The 15700-nt window shown below is 44.2% G+C and carries 14 protein-coding genes and 1 tRNA gene; 8 read left to right on the top strand and 7 right to left on the bottom strand.

The genetic code is table 11. The features are described 5' to 3' along the window. The first annotated feature begins 28 nt into the window (after positions 1-28). The 6 genes from mdxF to pgmB are packed head-to-tail and all read left to right on the top strand — an operon-like array spanning position 29 to position 7662. Positions 29-1336, top strand: a complete 1308-nt coding sequence (mdxF, locus tag MOB98_RS10040; RefSeq protein WP_268358165.1) for a maltodextrin ABC transporter permease MdxF — start codon at positions 29-31, stop codon at positions 1334-1336. Then, positions 1337-2173 (top strand): maltodextrin ABC transporter permease MdxG, encoded by an 837-nt coding sequence (mdxG, locus tag MOB98_RS10045; RefSeq protein ID WP_268358164.1) that lies wholly within the window; start codon positions 1337-1339, stop codon positions 2171-2173. 4 nt (positions 2174-2177) lie between these two features. Beyond that, positions 2178-3062 (top strand): DUF1189 family protein, encoded by an 885-nt coding sequence (locus tag MOB98_RS10050; RefSeq protein WP_268358163.1) that lies wholly within the window; start codon positions 2178-2180, stop codon positions 3060-3062. Then, complete coding sequence (locus MOB98_RS10055; RefSeq protein ID WP_268358160.1) at positions 3040-5313, top strand: glycoside hydrolase family 65 protein; 2274 nt, start codon at positions 3040-3042, stop codon at positions 5311-5313. Before MOB98_RS10050 ends, MOB98_RS10055 begins: the two co-directional genes overlap by 23 nt. Next, positions 5306-6991, top strand: coding sequence for an oligo-1,6-glucosidase (malL, locus tag MOB98_RS10060; RefSeq protein WP_268358159.1), 1686 nt, complete (start codon positions 5306-5308; stop codon positions 6989-6991). The genes MOB98_RS10055 and malL overlap by 8 nt, the downstream gene beginning before the upstream one ends. Further along, positions 6988-7662, top strand: coding sequence for a beta-phosphoglucomutase (pgmB, locus tag MOB98_RS10065; RefSeq protein ID WP_268358158.1), 675 nt, complete (start codon positions 6988-6990; stop codon positions 7660-7662). The genes malL and pgmB overlap by 4 nt, the downstream gene beginning before the upstream one ends. A 46-nt stretch (positions 7663-7708) precedes the next feature. Here the strand turns inward: pgmB and clpP are convergent, their stop codons facing one another. After that, complete coding sequence (gene clpP / locus MOB98_RS10070; protein ID WP_014665471.1) at positions 7709-8299, bottom strand: ATP-dependent Clp endopeptidase proteolytic subunit ClpP; 591 nt, start codon at positions 8297-8299, stop codon at positions 7709-7711. A 268-nt stretch (positions 8300-8567) separates the two neighbouring features. Between clpP and MOB98_RS10075 the strand changes: the two genes are divergently transcribed. Next, positions 8568-8643, top strand: a tRNA-Arg gene (locus MOB98_RS10075). 152 nt (positions 8644-8795) lie between these two features. Further along, entirely contained in the window at positions 8796-9308 is a 513-nt protein-coding gene (locus tag MOB98_RS10080) for a DUF3231 family protein (RefSeq protein ID WP_268358156.1), read from the top strand. Positions 9309-9350: 42 nt separating this feature from the next. On the opposite strand, the gene MOB98_RS10085 is transcribed toward MOB98_RS10080, so the two are convergent. The 6 genes from MOB98_RS10085 to sacB form a co-directional block, all read right to left on the bottom strand. Then, entirely contained in the window at positions 9351-9665 is a 315-nt protein-coding gene (locus MOB98_RS10085) for a DMT family transporter (RefSeq protein ID WP_268358154.1), read from the bottom strand. Then, on the bottom strand, positions 9665-10000 hold the full coding sequence (locus MOB98_RS10090; RefSeq protein WP_268358153.1) for an SMR family transporter: 336 nt from the start codon (positions 9998-10000) through the stop codon (positions 9665-9667). The genes MOB98_RS10085 and MOB98_RS10090 overlap by 1 nt, the downstream gene beginning before the upstream one ends. Positions 10001-10081: 81 nt before the next feature. Continuing rightward, positions 10082-10666: a TetR family transcriptional regulator gene (locus MOB98_RS10095; protein WP_268358152.1), complete on the bottom strand. Its 585-nt coding sequence runs from the start codon at positions 10664-10666 to the stop codon at positions 10082-10084. Between the two features lie 93 nt (positions 10667-10759). Then, positions 10760-12322: an aspartate/proton symporter AspP gene (gene aspP / locus MOB98_RS10100; RefSeq protein ID WP_268358151.1), complete on the bottom strand. Its 1563-nt coding sequence runs from the start codon at positions 12320-12322 to the stop codon at positions 10760-10762. 106 nt (positions 12323-12428) lie between these two features. Further along, positions 12429-13979, bottom strand: coding sequence for a 2,6-beta-fructan 6-levanbiohydrolase (gene levB / locus MOB98_RS10105; RefSeq protein ID WP_268358150.1), 1551 nt, complete (start codon positions 13977-13979; stop codon positions 12429-12431). Positions 13980-14055: 76 nt separating this feature from the next. Further along, positions 14056-15477, bottom strand: a complete 1422-nt coding sequence (gene sacB, locus MOB98_RS10110; protein ID WP_268358148.1) for a levansucrase — start codon at positions 15475-15477, stop codon at positions 14056-14058. Positions 15478-15700 lie beyond the last annotated feature (223 nt).

The following is a 15700-nucleotide window of genomic DNA, read 5'->3' on the forward strand; positions in this document are numbered from 1 at the left end:
GCGTCCGGTAGAATAGAGGGCGAAAAAAATGAATACACACTATACACTTGCAAAGCAAAAACGAAAGGCAGGGCTTTTATCCATCATTCCAGGGCTTGGGCAGGTTGCGAACCAGCAGTTGTCAAAGGGGATCTTGTTTTTTGCCATCACAGGCTTGTTTGCTTTTGAATTATGCGTTTTCGGTTTTCAGGCGCTAATCGGGTTGATGACATTGGGAAGTGTTCCCGGAGAAGACCACTCACTGTTTATGCTGATTGAAGGCACGCTGCAATTGATCGTGACGCTGATTTTCCTCATGTTCTATATCTTTAATATTCATGATGCGCGTAAGACCGCCGCTATGAAAGCGGCGGGTTTGGAGGTCAATACAACGGCTAAGGATATGATCTGTCATGCGGGTGATAAAGGGTTTCCATATTTATTTACACTGCCGGCATATATCATGATGGTGTTTGTGATTATTTTTCCGGTGTTGGTGACTCTGTTTGTTGCATGTACAAACTATGATTTTTATCATATTCCGCCTACTAGTCTGATTGACTGGGTCGGGTTTAAAAATTTCTTGAATATTTTTTTCCTCGGCTCTTATCGTGAAACATTTGTGAATGTACTGGGCTGGACGGTCATCTGGACAATCTGTGCAACAACGCTGCAAATTATTTTAGGTATCGTGACAGCACTTTTCGTCAATCAGGATTTTATAAAAGGCAAGCGGATATTTCGAATGATTTTTTTATTTCCATGGGCTATTCCGGCTTTTATTACAATCATGAGTTTTTCCAACATGTTTAACGACAGCGTAGGGGCGATGAATGCACAGGTGATTCCATTATTCAATCACCTGCCGTTTGTCGAGCTGCCTGCGATCGCATGGAAGACCGATCCTTTCTGGACAAAGACAGCCCTCATTATGATTCAGACGTGGCTCGGCTTTCCATATATTTATGTCATGGTAACGGGAGTGCTTCAAGCGATTCCAGATGAATTGTATGAAGCGGCAAAGATTGACGGTGCCACTTTTATTCAGCGTTTTCAACATATTACTTTCCCGATGATTTTATTTGCGACAGCGCCTGTGATGATTACCCAGTATACGTTTAATTTCAATAATTTCTCGATTATCTACTTATTTAATGAGGGAGGACCGGGGAGCGCAGGAGCGGGGGCCGGGTCGACCGATATCTTAATTTCCTGGATTTATAAACTGACAACAGGCACATCACCGCAATATTCCGTAGCGGCGGCTGTTACACTGTTAATTTCATTCATTGTCATTGGAATTTCCCTGATTGCTTTTAAAAAATCGAATGCTTTTGGCAATGAGGAGGTTATGTAGGTGAATGTGGGAACTGCCAGAATGCTGAATAGAATCTGTACCTATTTATTTTTAACACTATTAAGTATTGTCATTATCTATCCGTTGCTGATTACGGCCTCATCCGCTTTCCGTGTCGGAAATACGGCGGCTTTCCAGCTTGATTTTTCAGGTTCTTGGACTTTGGATCATTTTAAGCGGCTATTTGACGAGACGCTATATCTTCACTGGTACAGCAACACACTTGTCATCGCGCTATCGGTCATGATATTTCAGGTTGCGATTGTGACGCTTGCCGGGTATACGTATAGCCGTTATCGGTTTGCAGGCCGAAAAAAGAGCCTGGTATTCTTTTTAATCATTCAAATGGTGCCGACGATGGCAGCGCTGACTGCTTTTTACGTTCTGGCAATGCTGATAGGCGCACTCGATCAATACTGGTTTTTGACAGCGATCTATATCGGCGGGGGAATTCCGATGAACACGTGGCTGATGAAAGGTTATTTTGACACTGTGCCGAGAGAAATTGATGAAGCCGCGCGAATTGATGGAGCGGGACATCTGAGGATTTTCGCTTCCATCGTCCTGCCGCTTGTTAAGCCGATGCTTGCGGTGCAAGCGCTTTGGGCGTTTATGGCACCGTTTGGCGACTACTTGCTGGCGAAGTTTTTGCTTCGCTCACCGGAAAGACTGACCATTGCTGTAGGCTTGCAGTCCTTCATTTCAAATCCGCAGCAGCAAAAAGTCGCCCTGTTTGCGGCCGGAGCTATACTTGCTGCACTGCCGATATGCGTCTTGTTCTTTTTTCTCCAAAAAAACTTTGTGTCCGGGCTGACAGCTGGCGGAACAAAGGGGTAATTCGATGAAAAATCTGCAAAATGAAAGCTTTATCATCCGCTGCCTGAAAGCGGCTGCGTCTCCATCAGGTGTTTGCCGTTACGGGAATACATTCAGCTGGCTGCAGCTCTCCTTTCTCTTTATGTTTTTGACGGCCTCCTTGATGGTCCCGCTGACGGTTTCGTTTATGAAAATGGATCGCTTCAGCGTTTCAACTTTCATGCCATCAGCTATTGAAAAGGTTAATGATACATTTGCTGATCAATTAAAAGGTTTCCAAATCAGAAACGGAAAATTGACTGGCGGGAAGAGCTCTCAGCGGATTGAAGATGGCCAGAATTTGCTGGCGGTTGATATGAAATATGGATATCAGACAAACGGCGAAAATGGGCGATTGAAGGTAACTGGATATGATAACGCCATTGTATTTCAACCTGATCAGCTGGTGATCACTGATCAAAACGGAACGGGGTTTTCCGTTGGTTATGCAAAAATGGACGCTAAGCTCAAGAAACCAAACGTCCATGACGTAGAGGTTTTGATCGATACATTGTGGTTTGCACAGTATAAGCCAATGATCATGTTGCTGGCATATGCGGTGATTTTTATGATCCAGCTTTTGTTAACGGCCGTTCTTGCGGGGGGCATCTGGATCACAAAAATATCAAACATGATCTCTATTGCGTCATGCAAGGAAGCAGCATCTACGGCGATTTGTTCCTCAGCGCTGCCGGCACTTGCAGCAGCAGCTATCGGTATGGTTCATTTTGACTTGATTACTGTATTGATGATCCATTCATGCGGCGTCACTTTGATGATTTCTTTTGCATTTAGACATTTGGCCAAAATGCGCCGTGATAATGGAAACCTACATTCGGGAGGAAATGATGATAAATCAGCGGTTATTTGAGATTGATGAATGGAAAATCAAAACTAGTACATTTCCAAAGGAGCACCCACGGCTGCTCGAAAGCCTCACGTCTCTTGCCAACGGCTACATGGGGGTCAGGGGGAATTTTGAAGAAGGCTATTCAGGTGACAGCCACCAAGGCACATACATTGCAGGCGTGTGGTTTCCAGACAAAACGCGAGTAGGCTGGTGGAAAAACGGGTATCCGGAATATTTCGGAAAAGTGATCAATGCGATGAACTTTATTGGCATAGGCTTATATGTTGACGGTGAAAAAATCGATCTCTATCAACATCCAATCGAATCATTTGAGTTAGAGCTCAATATGAAAGAGGGGATTCTGCGGCGAAGCGCTGTGGTCCGTATTCAGGATAAAACCGTCAGACTCAGATCGGAGCGATTTCTTAGCCTTGCCGTAAAAGAACTCTGTGCGATTCATTATGAAGCGGAGTGTCTGACAGAAGATGCGGTCATTACGCTTGTTCCTTATCTGAATGGAAATGTCGCAAATGAAGATTCCAACTACGAAGAACAGTTTTGGCAGGAAGAAGCGAAAGGGGCTGATCCTCACCGCGGCCATTTAGTGGCAAAAACGATCGAAAACCCATTTGAAACACCGCGCTTTACGGTTTCAGCCGCAATGGCAAACGTGACAGAGGGCTTTGTCAGTGAAAGCTCTCAAACAGCCGGGATGTATGTCGAGAATCGCTACAGTTACCAAACGAAGGCTTCTTTGAAGAAGTTTATTATTGTCACGACTTCCCGTGATTTTCGGGAGAAAGAACTGTTAACGAAAGCGAAGGAGCTTTTGGCAGATGTTGTTGAGAACGGTTATGAAGAAGCCAAACGAAGGCACACCGATCGATGGCAAGAAAGGTGGGCAAAAGCAGACATAGAGATTAAAGGAGATGAGGAGCTTCAGCAAGGAATCCGCTACAATATCTTTCAATTATTCTCGACATACTACGGGGGCGATGCCCGTTTGAATATCGGGCCGAAAGGATTTACTGGCGAGAAATATGGGGGTGCTGCATATTGGGATACTGAGGCATACGCCGTTCCGATGTATTTGGCGACAGCAGAGCCGGAGGTGACGAAAAACCTGCTTTTGTATCGCTATCATCAATTGGAGGCTGCCAAACGAAACGCCTCAAAATTGGGGATGAAGGGAGCACTTTATCCGATGGTGACGTTTACAGGTGATGAATGCCACAATGAATGGGAGATCACCTTTGAGGAAATTCACCGCAATGGGGCAATCTGTTATGCGATCTGCAATTATATCAATTATACAGGCGACCGTGGCTATATGGAAGAATACGGGATAGACGTTCTTGTGGCAGTCAGCAGATTTTGGGCCGACCGCGTTCACTTCTCGAAACGAAAAAACAAATATATGATCCATGGCGTCACAGGGCCGAATGAATATGAAAACAATGTCAACAACAATTGGTATACAAATCTCATTGCGGCTTGGACGTTGGAGTATACATTAGAAAATCTCGAACGTATTTCAGCGGAAAAACACCGCCTGCTTGATGTGCAGGACGAAGAGCTGAAAGCCTGGAGAAATATTATACAGCACATGTACTATCCGTATAGTGAAGAGCTGAAAGTTTTCATTCAGCATGACACATTCTTGGATAAAGACCTGCAAACAGCGGACGAGTTAAATCCAGCTGAGCGGCCTCTTTATCAGAACTGGTCATGGGACAAGATTCTTCGCTCTAATTTTATTAAGCAGGCAGATGTTCTTCAAGGCATTTACCTATTTAACGACCGTTTTACAATGGAAGAAAAACGGCGGAACTTTGAATTTTATGAACCGATGACCGTTCATGAATCAAGCCTGTCACCCTCTGTCCATGCTGTTCTTGCAGCCGAGCTCAGAAAGGAAAAGAAAGCGCTGGAATTAGTTAAGCGTACAGCTCGGCTCGATCTCGACAATTACAATCATGACACGGAAGAAGGCCTGCACATTACATCGATGACGGGAAGCTGGCTTGCGATCGTTCAGGGTTTTGCAGGCATGCGCATCGCAAATGAGACGCTGACATTTCATCCGTTTTTGCCGAAAGAATGGGACGGATATTCGTTCAAAATAAATTATCGAAACCGATTAATCAATGTTACGGTTGGTGAAACGGCTGCCATCTTTGAGCTTGTAAAAGGCGAGCCGCTGCACATGAAAGTTTATGAAGAACCGGTTGTCTTAAATGGACGATATGAAAGGAGAACGTCTGATGAGTGAATGGTGGAAAGAAGCTGTCGTTTATCAAATTTACCCGCGCAGTTTTTATGATTCCAATGGTGATGGATTCGGGGATTTGCAAGGCGTCATTCAAAAACTGGATTACATCAAAAATCTTGGGGCGGATGTCATCTGGCTCTCCCCGGTGTTTGATTCCCCGCAAGATGACAACGGCTATGACATCAGCGACTACAGAAACATGTACGAAAAATTTGGGACAAATGAAGATATGGTTCAGCTAATTGACGAAGTGCATCAGCGCGGAATGAAAATCATCATGGATTTGGTCGTCAACCACACATCAGATGAGCATGCCTGGTTTGCTGAAAGCCGCAAGTCGAAGGACAATCCTTATCGGAATTATTATTTTTGGAAAGATCCTAAACCGGATGGCTCAGAGCCGAATAATTGGGGATCGATCTTTTCAGGCTCGGCGTGGGAATACGATGAAGGGACAGGACAGTATTATTTGCACTATTTTTCAAAAAAACAGCCTGATTTAAATTGGGAAAATGAAGCGGTTCGCCGGGAAGTGTATGATTTGATGAGATTCTGGATGGATAAAGGCGTTGATGGCTGGCGGATGGATGTGATCGGCTCTATTTCCAAGCACACCGATTTTCCGGACTACGAAACGGATAACACCAGGAGCTATATCGTCGGCCGTTATCACTCTAACGGCCCCCGTCTTCATGAGTTTATTCAAGAGATGAACAGGGAAGTGCTTTCCCATTATGACTGCATGACGGTCGGAGAGGCAAACGGCTCTGATATTGAAGAGGCGAAAAAGTACACAGATGCAAGCAGGCAAGAGCTGAATATGATCTTTACATTTGAACATATGGATATTGATACAGAACATAACTCGCCAAATGGGAAATGGCAGATCAAGCCGTTTGATTTGATTGCTTTAAAAAAGACAATGACAAGGTGGCAGACCGGGTTAATGAATGTCGGCTGGAATACCCTGTATTTTGAAAACCATGATCAGCCGAGGGTTATTTCACGCTGGGGCAATGACGGTAAGCTGCGAAAGCAGTGTGCAAAAGCATTTGCAACGGTTCTCCACGGCATGAAAGGAACGCCGTTTATTTACCAGGGAGAAGAAATCGGCATGGTCAACAGTGATATGCCGCTGGAAATGTATGACGATCTTGAAATAAAGAATGCATATCGTGAACTAGTCGCCGAAAATAAAACGATGTCAGAAAAGGAGTTTCTGAAAGCCGTAACGAAAAAAGGGCGGGATCATGCGAGAACACCGATGCAATGGGATGCCGGAAAACATGCGGGATTCACTGCCGGAGACCCTTGGATAGCGGTAAATTCCCGCTATCCAGATATCAATGTGAAAGAGTCTCTGCAAGATCAAGATTCGATTTTCTATTACTATCAGAAGCTCATTCAATTACGAAAACAATATAAGATCATGATATATGGAGATTATCAGCTGCTGCAGGAGAATGATCCGCAAATCTTTTCTTACCTCCGAGAATATCGAGGGGAAAAGCTTCTCGTCGTTGTGAACTTGTCGGAAGAAAAGGCTCTGTTCGAAGCGCCTCCGGAATTGATTCATGAGCGTTGGAAGGTGCTGATTTCGAACTATCCGCATGAGCGGGCTGACTTGAAGAGCATTTGCCTCAAACCTTATGAAGCTGTGATGGGCATTAGTATATGAAAGCGGTCATTTTTGATTTAGACGGAGTGATAACAGATACTGCTGAATATCATTTTCACGCTTGGAAGCATATCGCAGAACAAATCGATATCTCCTTTGACAGAAGCATAAATGAAAGGCTAAAAGGGATCAGCAGAGAAGAGTCTTTTGAAAGCATACTGATCTTTGGCGGTGCGGAAACAAAGTATACAAATGCGGAGAAACGAGAACTTATGCATCAAAAAAATCAATATTATCAAACGCTGATCAGCCAATTGACGCCGGAAAATCTTTTGCCGGGAATCGGCAGGCTTCTTTGTGAATTAAAACGTGAAAATATAAAAATCGGGTTAGCATCTTCAAGCCGCAATGCTCCCGAGATTTTAAGACGTTTGGAGATCATTGATGATTTTCATGCCATTGTTGACCCGACCGCTCTCGCGAAAGGAAAACCTGATCCCGAAATCTTTTTAACAGCTGCAGCGCTGCTCGGCGTTTTCCCGGCTGATTGTGCGGCAATTGAAGACGCTGAAGCAGGCATCTCTGCAATCAAATCTGCTAGGATGTTTGCGGTTGGAGTCGGTCATGAACAGTCAATGCTGGGTGCTGATCTGATTGTGAAGCGAACTGGTGATTTAACGCTTGATCTGTTACATGAGGAATGGGAGCAGCATAGAATCAAAAGTGTTTAAATGAAAAAACCTGCAAGAGACGCGGCTCTTGCAGGTTTTGTTATGACTATTTATCTTCTGTGTGAGTCAAAATTTTGTCAATCAGGCCGTATTCAAGCGCTTCTTCAGCAGACTTGAAGTTATCACGGTCTGTGTCGCGTTCGATTACTTCAAGCGGCTGGCCAGTACGTTCAGCAAGGACTTTGTTTAATTTGTCGCGAAGCAAGAGAATGCGTTTCGCGGCAATTTCAATTTCTGTCGCCTGACCCTGCGCACCGCCAAGAGGCTGGTGAATCATGACTTCACTGTTTGGAAGCGCATAGCGTTTGCCTTTTTCGCCTGCTGCAAGCAGGAATGCGCCCATTGACGCAGCCATACCGATGCAAATTGTAGATACCTTCGGCTTGATAAACTGCATGGTATCATAGATCGCCATACCGGCTGTTATAGAGCCGCCAGGGCTGTTGATATAAAGAGAAATTTCTTTTTCAGGGTCTTCTGCTGCTAAAAATAAAAGCTGTGACACGATGGAGTTTGCAACGTTGTCATCAATCGCAGAGCCAAGCATGATGATACGATCCTTTAATAGACGAGAATAAATGTCATACGCTCTTTCTCCGCGGTTCGTTTGTTCAATGACTGTAGGTATTAAATTCATAATGCTCCTCCTTCACCTTTTAGGTAAGTATGTAGTTACATGATACATTTTTGGTCAATAAAGGTCAAACAAAAAGCTGGCTTGATATGCAAAGTCGTCTCTTTTTCCCATTTTCCCCAAAAATACATGGGTTCAAACCATCTTATGTTAGATTGCCAAATCAGATGTGTGTCTGGTTTAAAAAACGGCTCTTGAAATAGAGGGTTGTTATTTCAATGAAATTATCGTATAATTAGTTGTGCTGACGTTCTCTTAATGCAGTCAATATGCGCTCGTAGCTCAGTTGGATAGAGCGGTGGTTTCCGGTACCACGTCTGTCGGGGGTTCGAATCCCTCCGAGCGCGTCCAATAGAACAACAGGAAAGACAAGGGTTTGGCATTTGCCGCTCTTGTCTTTTTTGTTTTGTTTCATAAATCTTTCTCGCTGTAACATAAATTTTCCTTCTCTCGGGCACGTTATGAAATGTGTGATATTGAATTTGCGAGGAGGATGAATATGGGTATTTTAAGCGGAAACCCGCAGGATGAACCGATGCATTACGGTGAAGTATTCAGTTTGTGGAGTTATGTGATGGCAGGCAATAAAATGGTCGGCAATTACCAGATGTTATTGCATCATGTCGGTGATGACGACCTGAAGAAGCTGCTTCGTGAGTCCATTGAGAAGTGCCAAGATGAAATGAAACAAGTCAGTACGATCCTGAAAGAAAACGGAGTGGCGCTTCCGCCGGCTTCTCCTGAGCCGCCGGCTGCAGATCTGAACGATATTCCGCCAGGGGCACGGTTCCTCGATCCGGATGTGGCGGCTTCTGCTGCAGCACAAAACGCTGCAGGCCTTGTGACATGCAGCAAAATTATGGGACAGTCCATTCGTGAGGATATTGCCATGATGTTTGGGCAATTCCATGTATCTAAAGCGGCAACCGGCGCAAAATACTTAAGGCTGTTAAAAAACAAAGGCTGGCTCATCCCGCCGCCGCTCCATCTTCACAACCATCAAGACGATTAATGAAAAAAGGGCATATACAGCTGTATATGCCCTTTTTTGCTATTAAGACGTCAGACGCAGGCCGATGACTCCGGCAAGGATCAGGAAAAGAGAAATCAGCTGTGGCAGCTGAAACCGTTCCTTAAACCAGATAAAACCAACCGCCGAAACGCCAATACTGCCAATGCCGGTCCAGACGGCATAAGCAACTCCGGCAGGCAGGGCCATCATCGCTTGCGACAGGCAGAAAAAGGATAAGCCAAATCCAACAGTCATCACAATGATCGGCCATTTTTTTCTAGTGCCGTCAATATATTTCATGGCAACAGCAGCTATAATTTCTTCTATGCCGGCAATCACTAATAAAAACCATGCCATTATTTTTCACCTCCGGGCTGTGTTTTGCTTTCTTTCGTAAATAGCTTCATTCCTAAAATACCGGCCAGCAATAGAGCTAAAAAGAACATTTGCGCTGCTGAGAAGGATTCGCCCAACACAATTCCGGTGATATATGTTCCAACGGTTCCGATTCCGACAAATACAGTATATGCCGCGGCCATCGGAATTTTTTGATAAGAGCGGATCAACAGGATAAAGCTGATTGCGATCAAGATAAATATGATGACCCAATCCAAAAGCGAATCGGCATGTTTAAGGGAAGATGCCCAAACCACTTCTAAAAGACCTGCAATAAAAACAAGCACCCAGTTCATATGAAACACCTCTTTATATTATGAATGAACGTCAGTCATTTTTAAGGCATTAAAAAATGAGCGGTGTTACCCAGTCATTTTTTAAGCTGTACCTAAGCTTCGTTTTAAGAAAGTAAAGATTTCTTTTTTAAACACTTCAATATTTTCATCCTGTTCAAACCCGATATAGAATCGTTCAGCTGTGTTCTCTACCAAGTTGATAATCGTTCTGGCTGTCCATTTTGCATTGATTCCTTCAGTCACCTCGTGGTTATTAATGGCCTTATGGATGATTTTTTCGAGCCAGGAATAATAAGGCTGATAGATCGTCTCCCATTTTTCCATGGAATGGTCGATCGCAAGCCCGGAGTAACAAAGAACGATAATATCCTTATGGCGTTCTGTAATGAGAAATGTTTCCTCAATTAATATATCTAAAACGGTCCAAAAATCTTCGTCTCCATGCAGTCTTCCTTTGATTTGATCCAGTGTATGGGTGAGAAGATTTTCTGCGATTGCCGGGATCAGAGCATTTTTAGATGAGAAATACAAATAGAACGTTCCTTGTGCAGTGCCGGCCTTTTTGACAATATCAGAAATAGAGGCCTTGTCGAGGCCTTTTTCAGAAATGACTTCAATGGCAGCCTGCAGAATTTTTTCATATTTGCCTGATGTTTGTTTTGGCATAAGGAACCCTCCTGTAATGACTGACTATCATTCACTTTAACGCGGGTATGTTTATTTGTAAAGCAGAAAGAAGCAAGAAAAACTCTTGCTTCTTTATTTATCATAATCAATGGCGGCTTTCGGGAGTCCGGTATACTTTGCCCAGTAGTAAATCGCAAGTGAGCCGATGGCGACTAAAATGAGGTCGACGGGATTGCTGATGATGCCTAAACCGTGTCCGAAAGAACCGATGTAGGAAAAGATCAGCATCATGATATAAAACCCGACAAGCCACCACGCTGATTTCAGCTGCTGGGCAAGGCTGACATCCTCTTGAGGCGCATATTTTCTGAAACAGAGATAGATCAAAAACATCACGAGCTGTGAACCGAGCAGCCAGGAAACGGTTGTCCATCCTGACCAATACACGATGAACGCCGTGAAAATAAAGGAAAGCGGCCCGATGATGCTCATTCCTTTTAAATAAAACGGCCTGTTTAAGTCCTTCGCATTGACCCTCAGCGCTGCTGAACAAATTGGTGCAATTGCATAAGAAAGGATGAGCGCGACAGAACAGACATTGACAAGCGCGTTCCACGAAGGGAAGGGGAGCGTCCAGAAAATCGACATGGCAAACGAAAGCCAGAGTGAAGCTCGGGGTGTTCCCGTTTCTTTATTCACCTTTGAAAATATGCTGAATAGTGTGCCGTTACGCGCCCAGGCGTAAACGAGACGAGACGTCGTATTCATGAAAATATTCCCGTTTCCTCCGGGAGACAGAATGGCGTCTAAAATGACAAGCGTTGCAAGCCAGCCTAAACCGAGCATGACCGCAATATCTTTAAACGGCAATGAGAACTCCCGCCCGATTGCCGGCCAGCCATTTTTCAGCGTTTCTGTCGGGATGGCGCCAATAAAGGTGACCTGCAAAACAGTGTAAATAATGGTTGAAACGATAATGCAAATGATTAAAGCGATTGGGATGTTGCGTTTTGGATTTTGCACTTCACCTGCCACAGACACAATCGGGTGCAGGCCAAGATACGCAAACATCACGCCGCCAGTCGAAATGGCTGCTTGAATACCTGTGAAACCAAACGGCGCAAAGCCTTCGACCGATAAATTCTCCGGCTGAAAATGAAAGATCAGCACGATAATGATGGTAATCGGTACAATATATTTAAAAATCGATATGATGAAATTCGCCTTAGCGAAGGTTTTGACGCTCCAATAATTCAGCAAGAAAAACAAGCATAGCAAGGCGAATTGCAGGATCCAGCCAGCGATGGTCGGCGAATCAGATCCTTTTATGGTCAGGCCTGGAAACCAATAGGCCACGTATTGCCGGACGGCCGTGACTTCAATTGAAATCAGGCTTGTGTAAGCGACAATTGTGACAAATGAAATGAGATAGCCAACAAGATGGCCATGTGAATAAACGGGGTATCGAATGATGCCGCCGGTACGGGGCAGAGCGGCTCCGAGCTCCGCGTATACCAGCCCGATTAACAGAATAATGGCTCCGCCGATGATCCAGGAAAAAGCGCCGGAGGGTCCTGCTTTTGAAGCGACATTACTGACAGCAAACAGCCATGCTGATCCAAAGATGGCTCCCATCCCAATCAAAATCAGATCAAACAGTGACATTGATTTTTGAAAATTTCCTTGTTTAGACATCCGCTTCCTCCTTAAAAACCAGCCTTATATTCCTTACAATGCCCAATATGTAACAGAGAATACCGCTCTAATAAAAAAACAGGTGCAGCCCGCCTGCACCTGTTTTTTATTGATGGATTGCATCAAAATGCTTCACCGTTATATTTTTGAATGAGGCTGTACCTCCATCAGAATAAAGGGTAATGCCCTTATCTTCAGGTTTTGGGAACACTTCATTTGATAAAACGGTTTTCCCGTCGCCGACAAATACTTCTATTGTTGTTTTATCCACGAGAATTTTCAAATGCACCTTCCGTTTGCTTACATCGTAAGGAGCTTTGCTTTCGACATAGGTATTGCTTTTGTCAGGCTGATTTGTGGCCGCCCTGTTGACATACGCATAGTCGCCTTCAGCGAAAATGCCGACATCAATATGGCGTTTTTGGTCTTCTGACTCTCTGAGTCTGACGCCTGCATTTTTTAGCTCTGACCAAGAAAGATCGATATCAAGCTGATACGCATCACCTGTCACCGACAGTGTTTTTGATCCGCTCACTTCCTGATCCTCTATGCCGTCAGTTGAAACCGTCAGCTGCTCCAAAGCGTCAATCGGCTGTGAGACAAGGCTGTATGCTCCGTCCTCTTCCTGCAGCCGGAGTTCGCGTATGACAGAATCTGTGCCATTAAAGCCGTTCTTCATTGTCGGTGTGTTGTTGGCATAATCCCAATTGTTCATCCAGGCAAGCGCATAACGCTTTTCTAATGGATCTGTGCTTTTGCTGTCTTCGAACGTCACACCGCCATACCAATCAAAGCCGTAGTCAAGCCATTGGGCTTCGGTCCGATCCGCTGTAAATTCTTTTCCGTCGAAGCTTCCGGTCCAGTAGGCATACGTATTTGGTTTGCCCCATGGTTTGCCGTTCGCGCTGGCGCCGAGAACCCACTTTTCAGCACCGTCGCTTGCCCGCATCATGTAGAGGTCAGGACATTCCACTATTCCCGCCTGCTCTGGGAAGAATCCGCTTGTGTAATGCCAGTCCTTCAGGTTATCGGATTCATAAAAGCCGATTTTTGATCCTTCTGCCATAACCATGACCCATTTGTTATCCTGGTCATCCCAGATGACTTTCGGATCTCTGAAATCGTCTGTGCCCGGATTAGGCATAACGGGATTTCCACTGTAGAATTTGAATGATTTACCTTTGTCTGTGCTGTACCACAAATATTGCTCTTGTTTTTTGTCTTTGGCTGAAGGCTGTGTCACAATCGCGACAAGCGCATTTTTCCCGAACCCGGCTGTGTTCTCTTTATCCACCACGACGGAACCGGTCCAAATGTCACCGTCCGGGTTTGTATATTTTGGAATCGCCACGCCTTCATCTGTCCAGTGCACCAAATCTTCTGATACGGCATGGCGCCATTCTGTGCCGTTGCCTTTTGGATAATCCTTGTTATACAGATAGAAATAATGATATTTGCCATCAAAATAGATCGGTTTTTGGGGATCATTTTTCCATTTGTCGGGTGTCGTAAAATGATATGCAGCCCGGTAGTCAGGCTTATGTGTCGATTTTGATTTTTTGACAGGTTCTTCTTTTGGCAATAAATCGATAAACAGCAGTATTCCTGCAAAGGTGAGGAATACGGTTAGCCATTTGCCTGCTTTTTTATAGTTCATAGGGGATTCACCTTTATGATGTTAATTAGAAATAAAAGAAAATGCCAATAGGATATCGGCATTTTCTTTTGCGTTTTTAATTGTTAACTGTTAATTGTCCTTGTTCAAGGATACTGTCTTTGACAACAGATGTTTTCTTGCCTTTGATGTTCAACAGGAAGCTTGGCGCAAACGTTGATTGTTTGTCTGCGTAGAAACCTCTGTTTGTCATGTAGCTTGTAATCACGACATTGTTTCCTTTTGCTTGAGGCACAGCGAAGTGTGAGTAAGTAAAGGTTACGTCGTTAGGGTCAAGATCCATTTTTAACACAAGGCCAGTTTTGTTCAGCGGCTTGTATGGGCCAGTTAATGAATTAGAAACATAACCAAGCATGTAAATATCGTTAGGCGTGATGCCGTCGATCGTCATTTTTGATCCGCGGGAGTCAGTGAACAGATACCATTTGCCATTCATTTTAAAGACGTTCGCGCGTTCGATTTCATCTGTGACTGTGTTGGATGCAATCAGCGGTTTCATCACTTTTTTCAGTGTGTAATCATCGTTTAGCTCAATGATGCCGAGTGCGCCGTTTGCTAATTCAGCCGTGCGTTTTTTATCGCTTTGCAGAAGTTTTTGGCTTTCTTGACGGAAGAATGACGTGCTTTTGCCATAGTATGCTTTGTTAAATAAAGATTCTTCGCCTTGGTAGCCGTCTTCAGTTCCAGTGTTTGCTTCGAATACTAAGTATTTGTGGCCTTTATCTTCTACGTAGTGAGGATCTCTCAGCGTATGGTTATCGCCTGAGCTGTAGTTGCCTTCATCGATAAACTGCTGTACATTTTGATACGTTTTGCCGTCGCCGTCAAAGATTGATTTATAATCTTCGACACCGTTGATGTTCAAAGAGCTGTCTGATGCTGATACGTTAACCTGTGCAGTTGTCAGTGTTTGTTTGCCGTAATGTTTACCGGAGAAATCAGTGTAGAATAAACGGATTTTTCCGTCAGATGTAAATGTTGCTGAACCTGACCATTCTTGCGTTTGGTCTTTTAGGATAGAATCATTTGCATCGAATTTGTCGCTGTCCTTAAAGACGCGGCCAGCGTTTTTCCAGCTGTCAATAGACGTTTCGCCGACTTTTTGATAGAACATGTAAATGGATGTGTCATCCGCATTTTTAGGGTCTCCGGCTAATGCAAAGACGATGTGGTAGCCGTGATAGTTTGCAACTGTGCCGTCAGCGTTTTGCAATGGCCAGCTGTCCCAAACATCCAGGCCTTTTGCAGAAGAGATATTTTTAATTGTGGATGGATCGAATTCGGGCACCTGATATTTTTCATTTTTTTGCTGTTCAGGGATTTGCAGCATATCATGGCGTGTAATATGGGTAATGCCGTATGTTTCTTTATACGGTTTTTGGTTCGTTTCTTTCGCAAATGCTTGAGTTGCGCCTCCTGCCAGCAGTGCAGTAGTAAAGGTTAATACTGTTGCTTGTTTAGCAAACTTTTTGATGTTCATCGTTCATGTCTCCTTTTTTATGTACTGTGTTAGCGGTCTGCTTCTTCCAGCCCTCCTGTTTGAGATGGCAAGTCAGTTACACACAATAAAAAAGACCTAAAATATGTAAGGGGCGACGCCAAAGTATACACTTTGCCCTTTACACATTTTAGGTCTTGCCTGCTTTATCAGTAACAAACCTGCGTGATTTACTTTTCGACATCATTCTATTAGACTCTCGTTT

It is taken from the genome of Bacillus sp. N13C7 (genome assembly GCF_026790065.1).
Taxonomy (GTDB): Bacteria; Bacillota; Bacilli; order Bacillales; family Bacillaceae; genus Bacillus.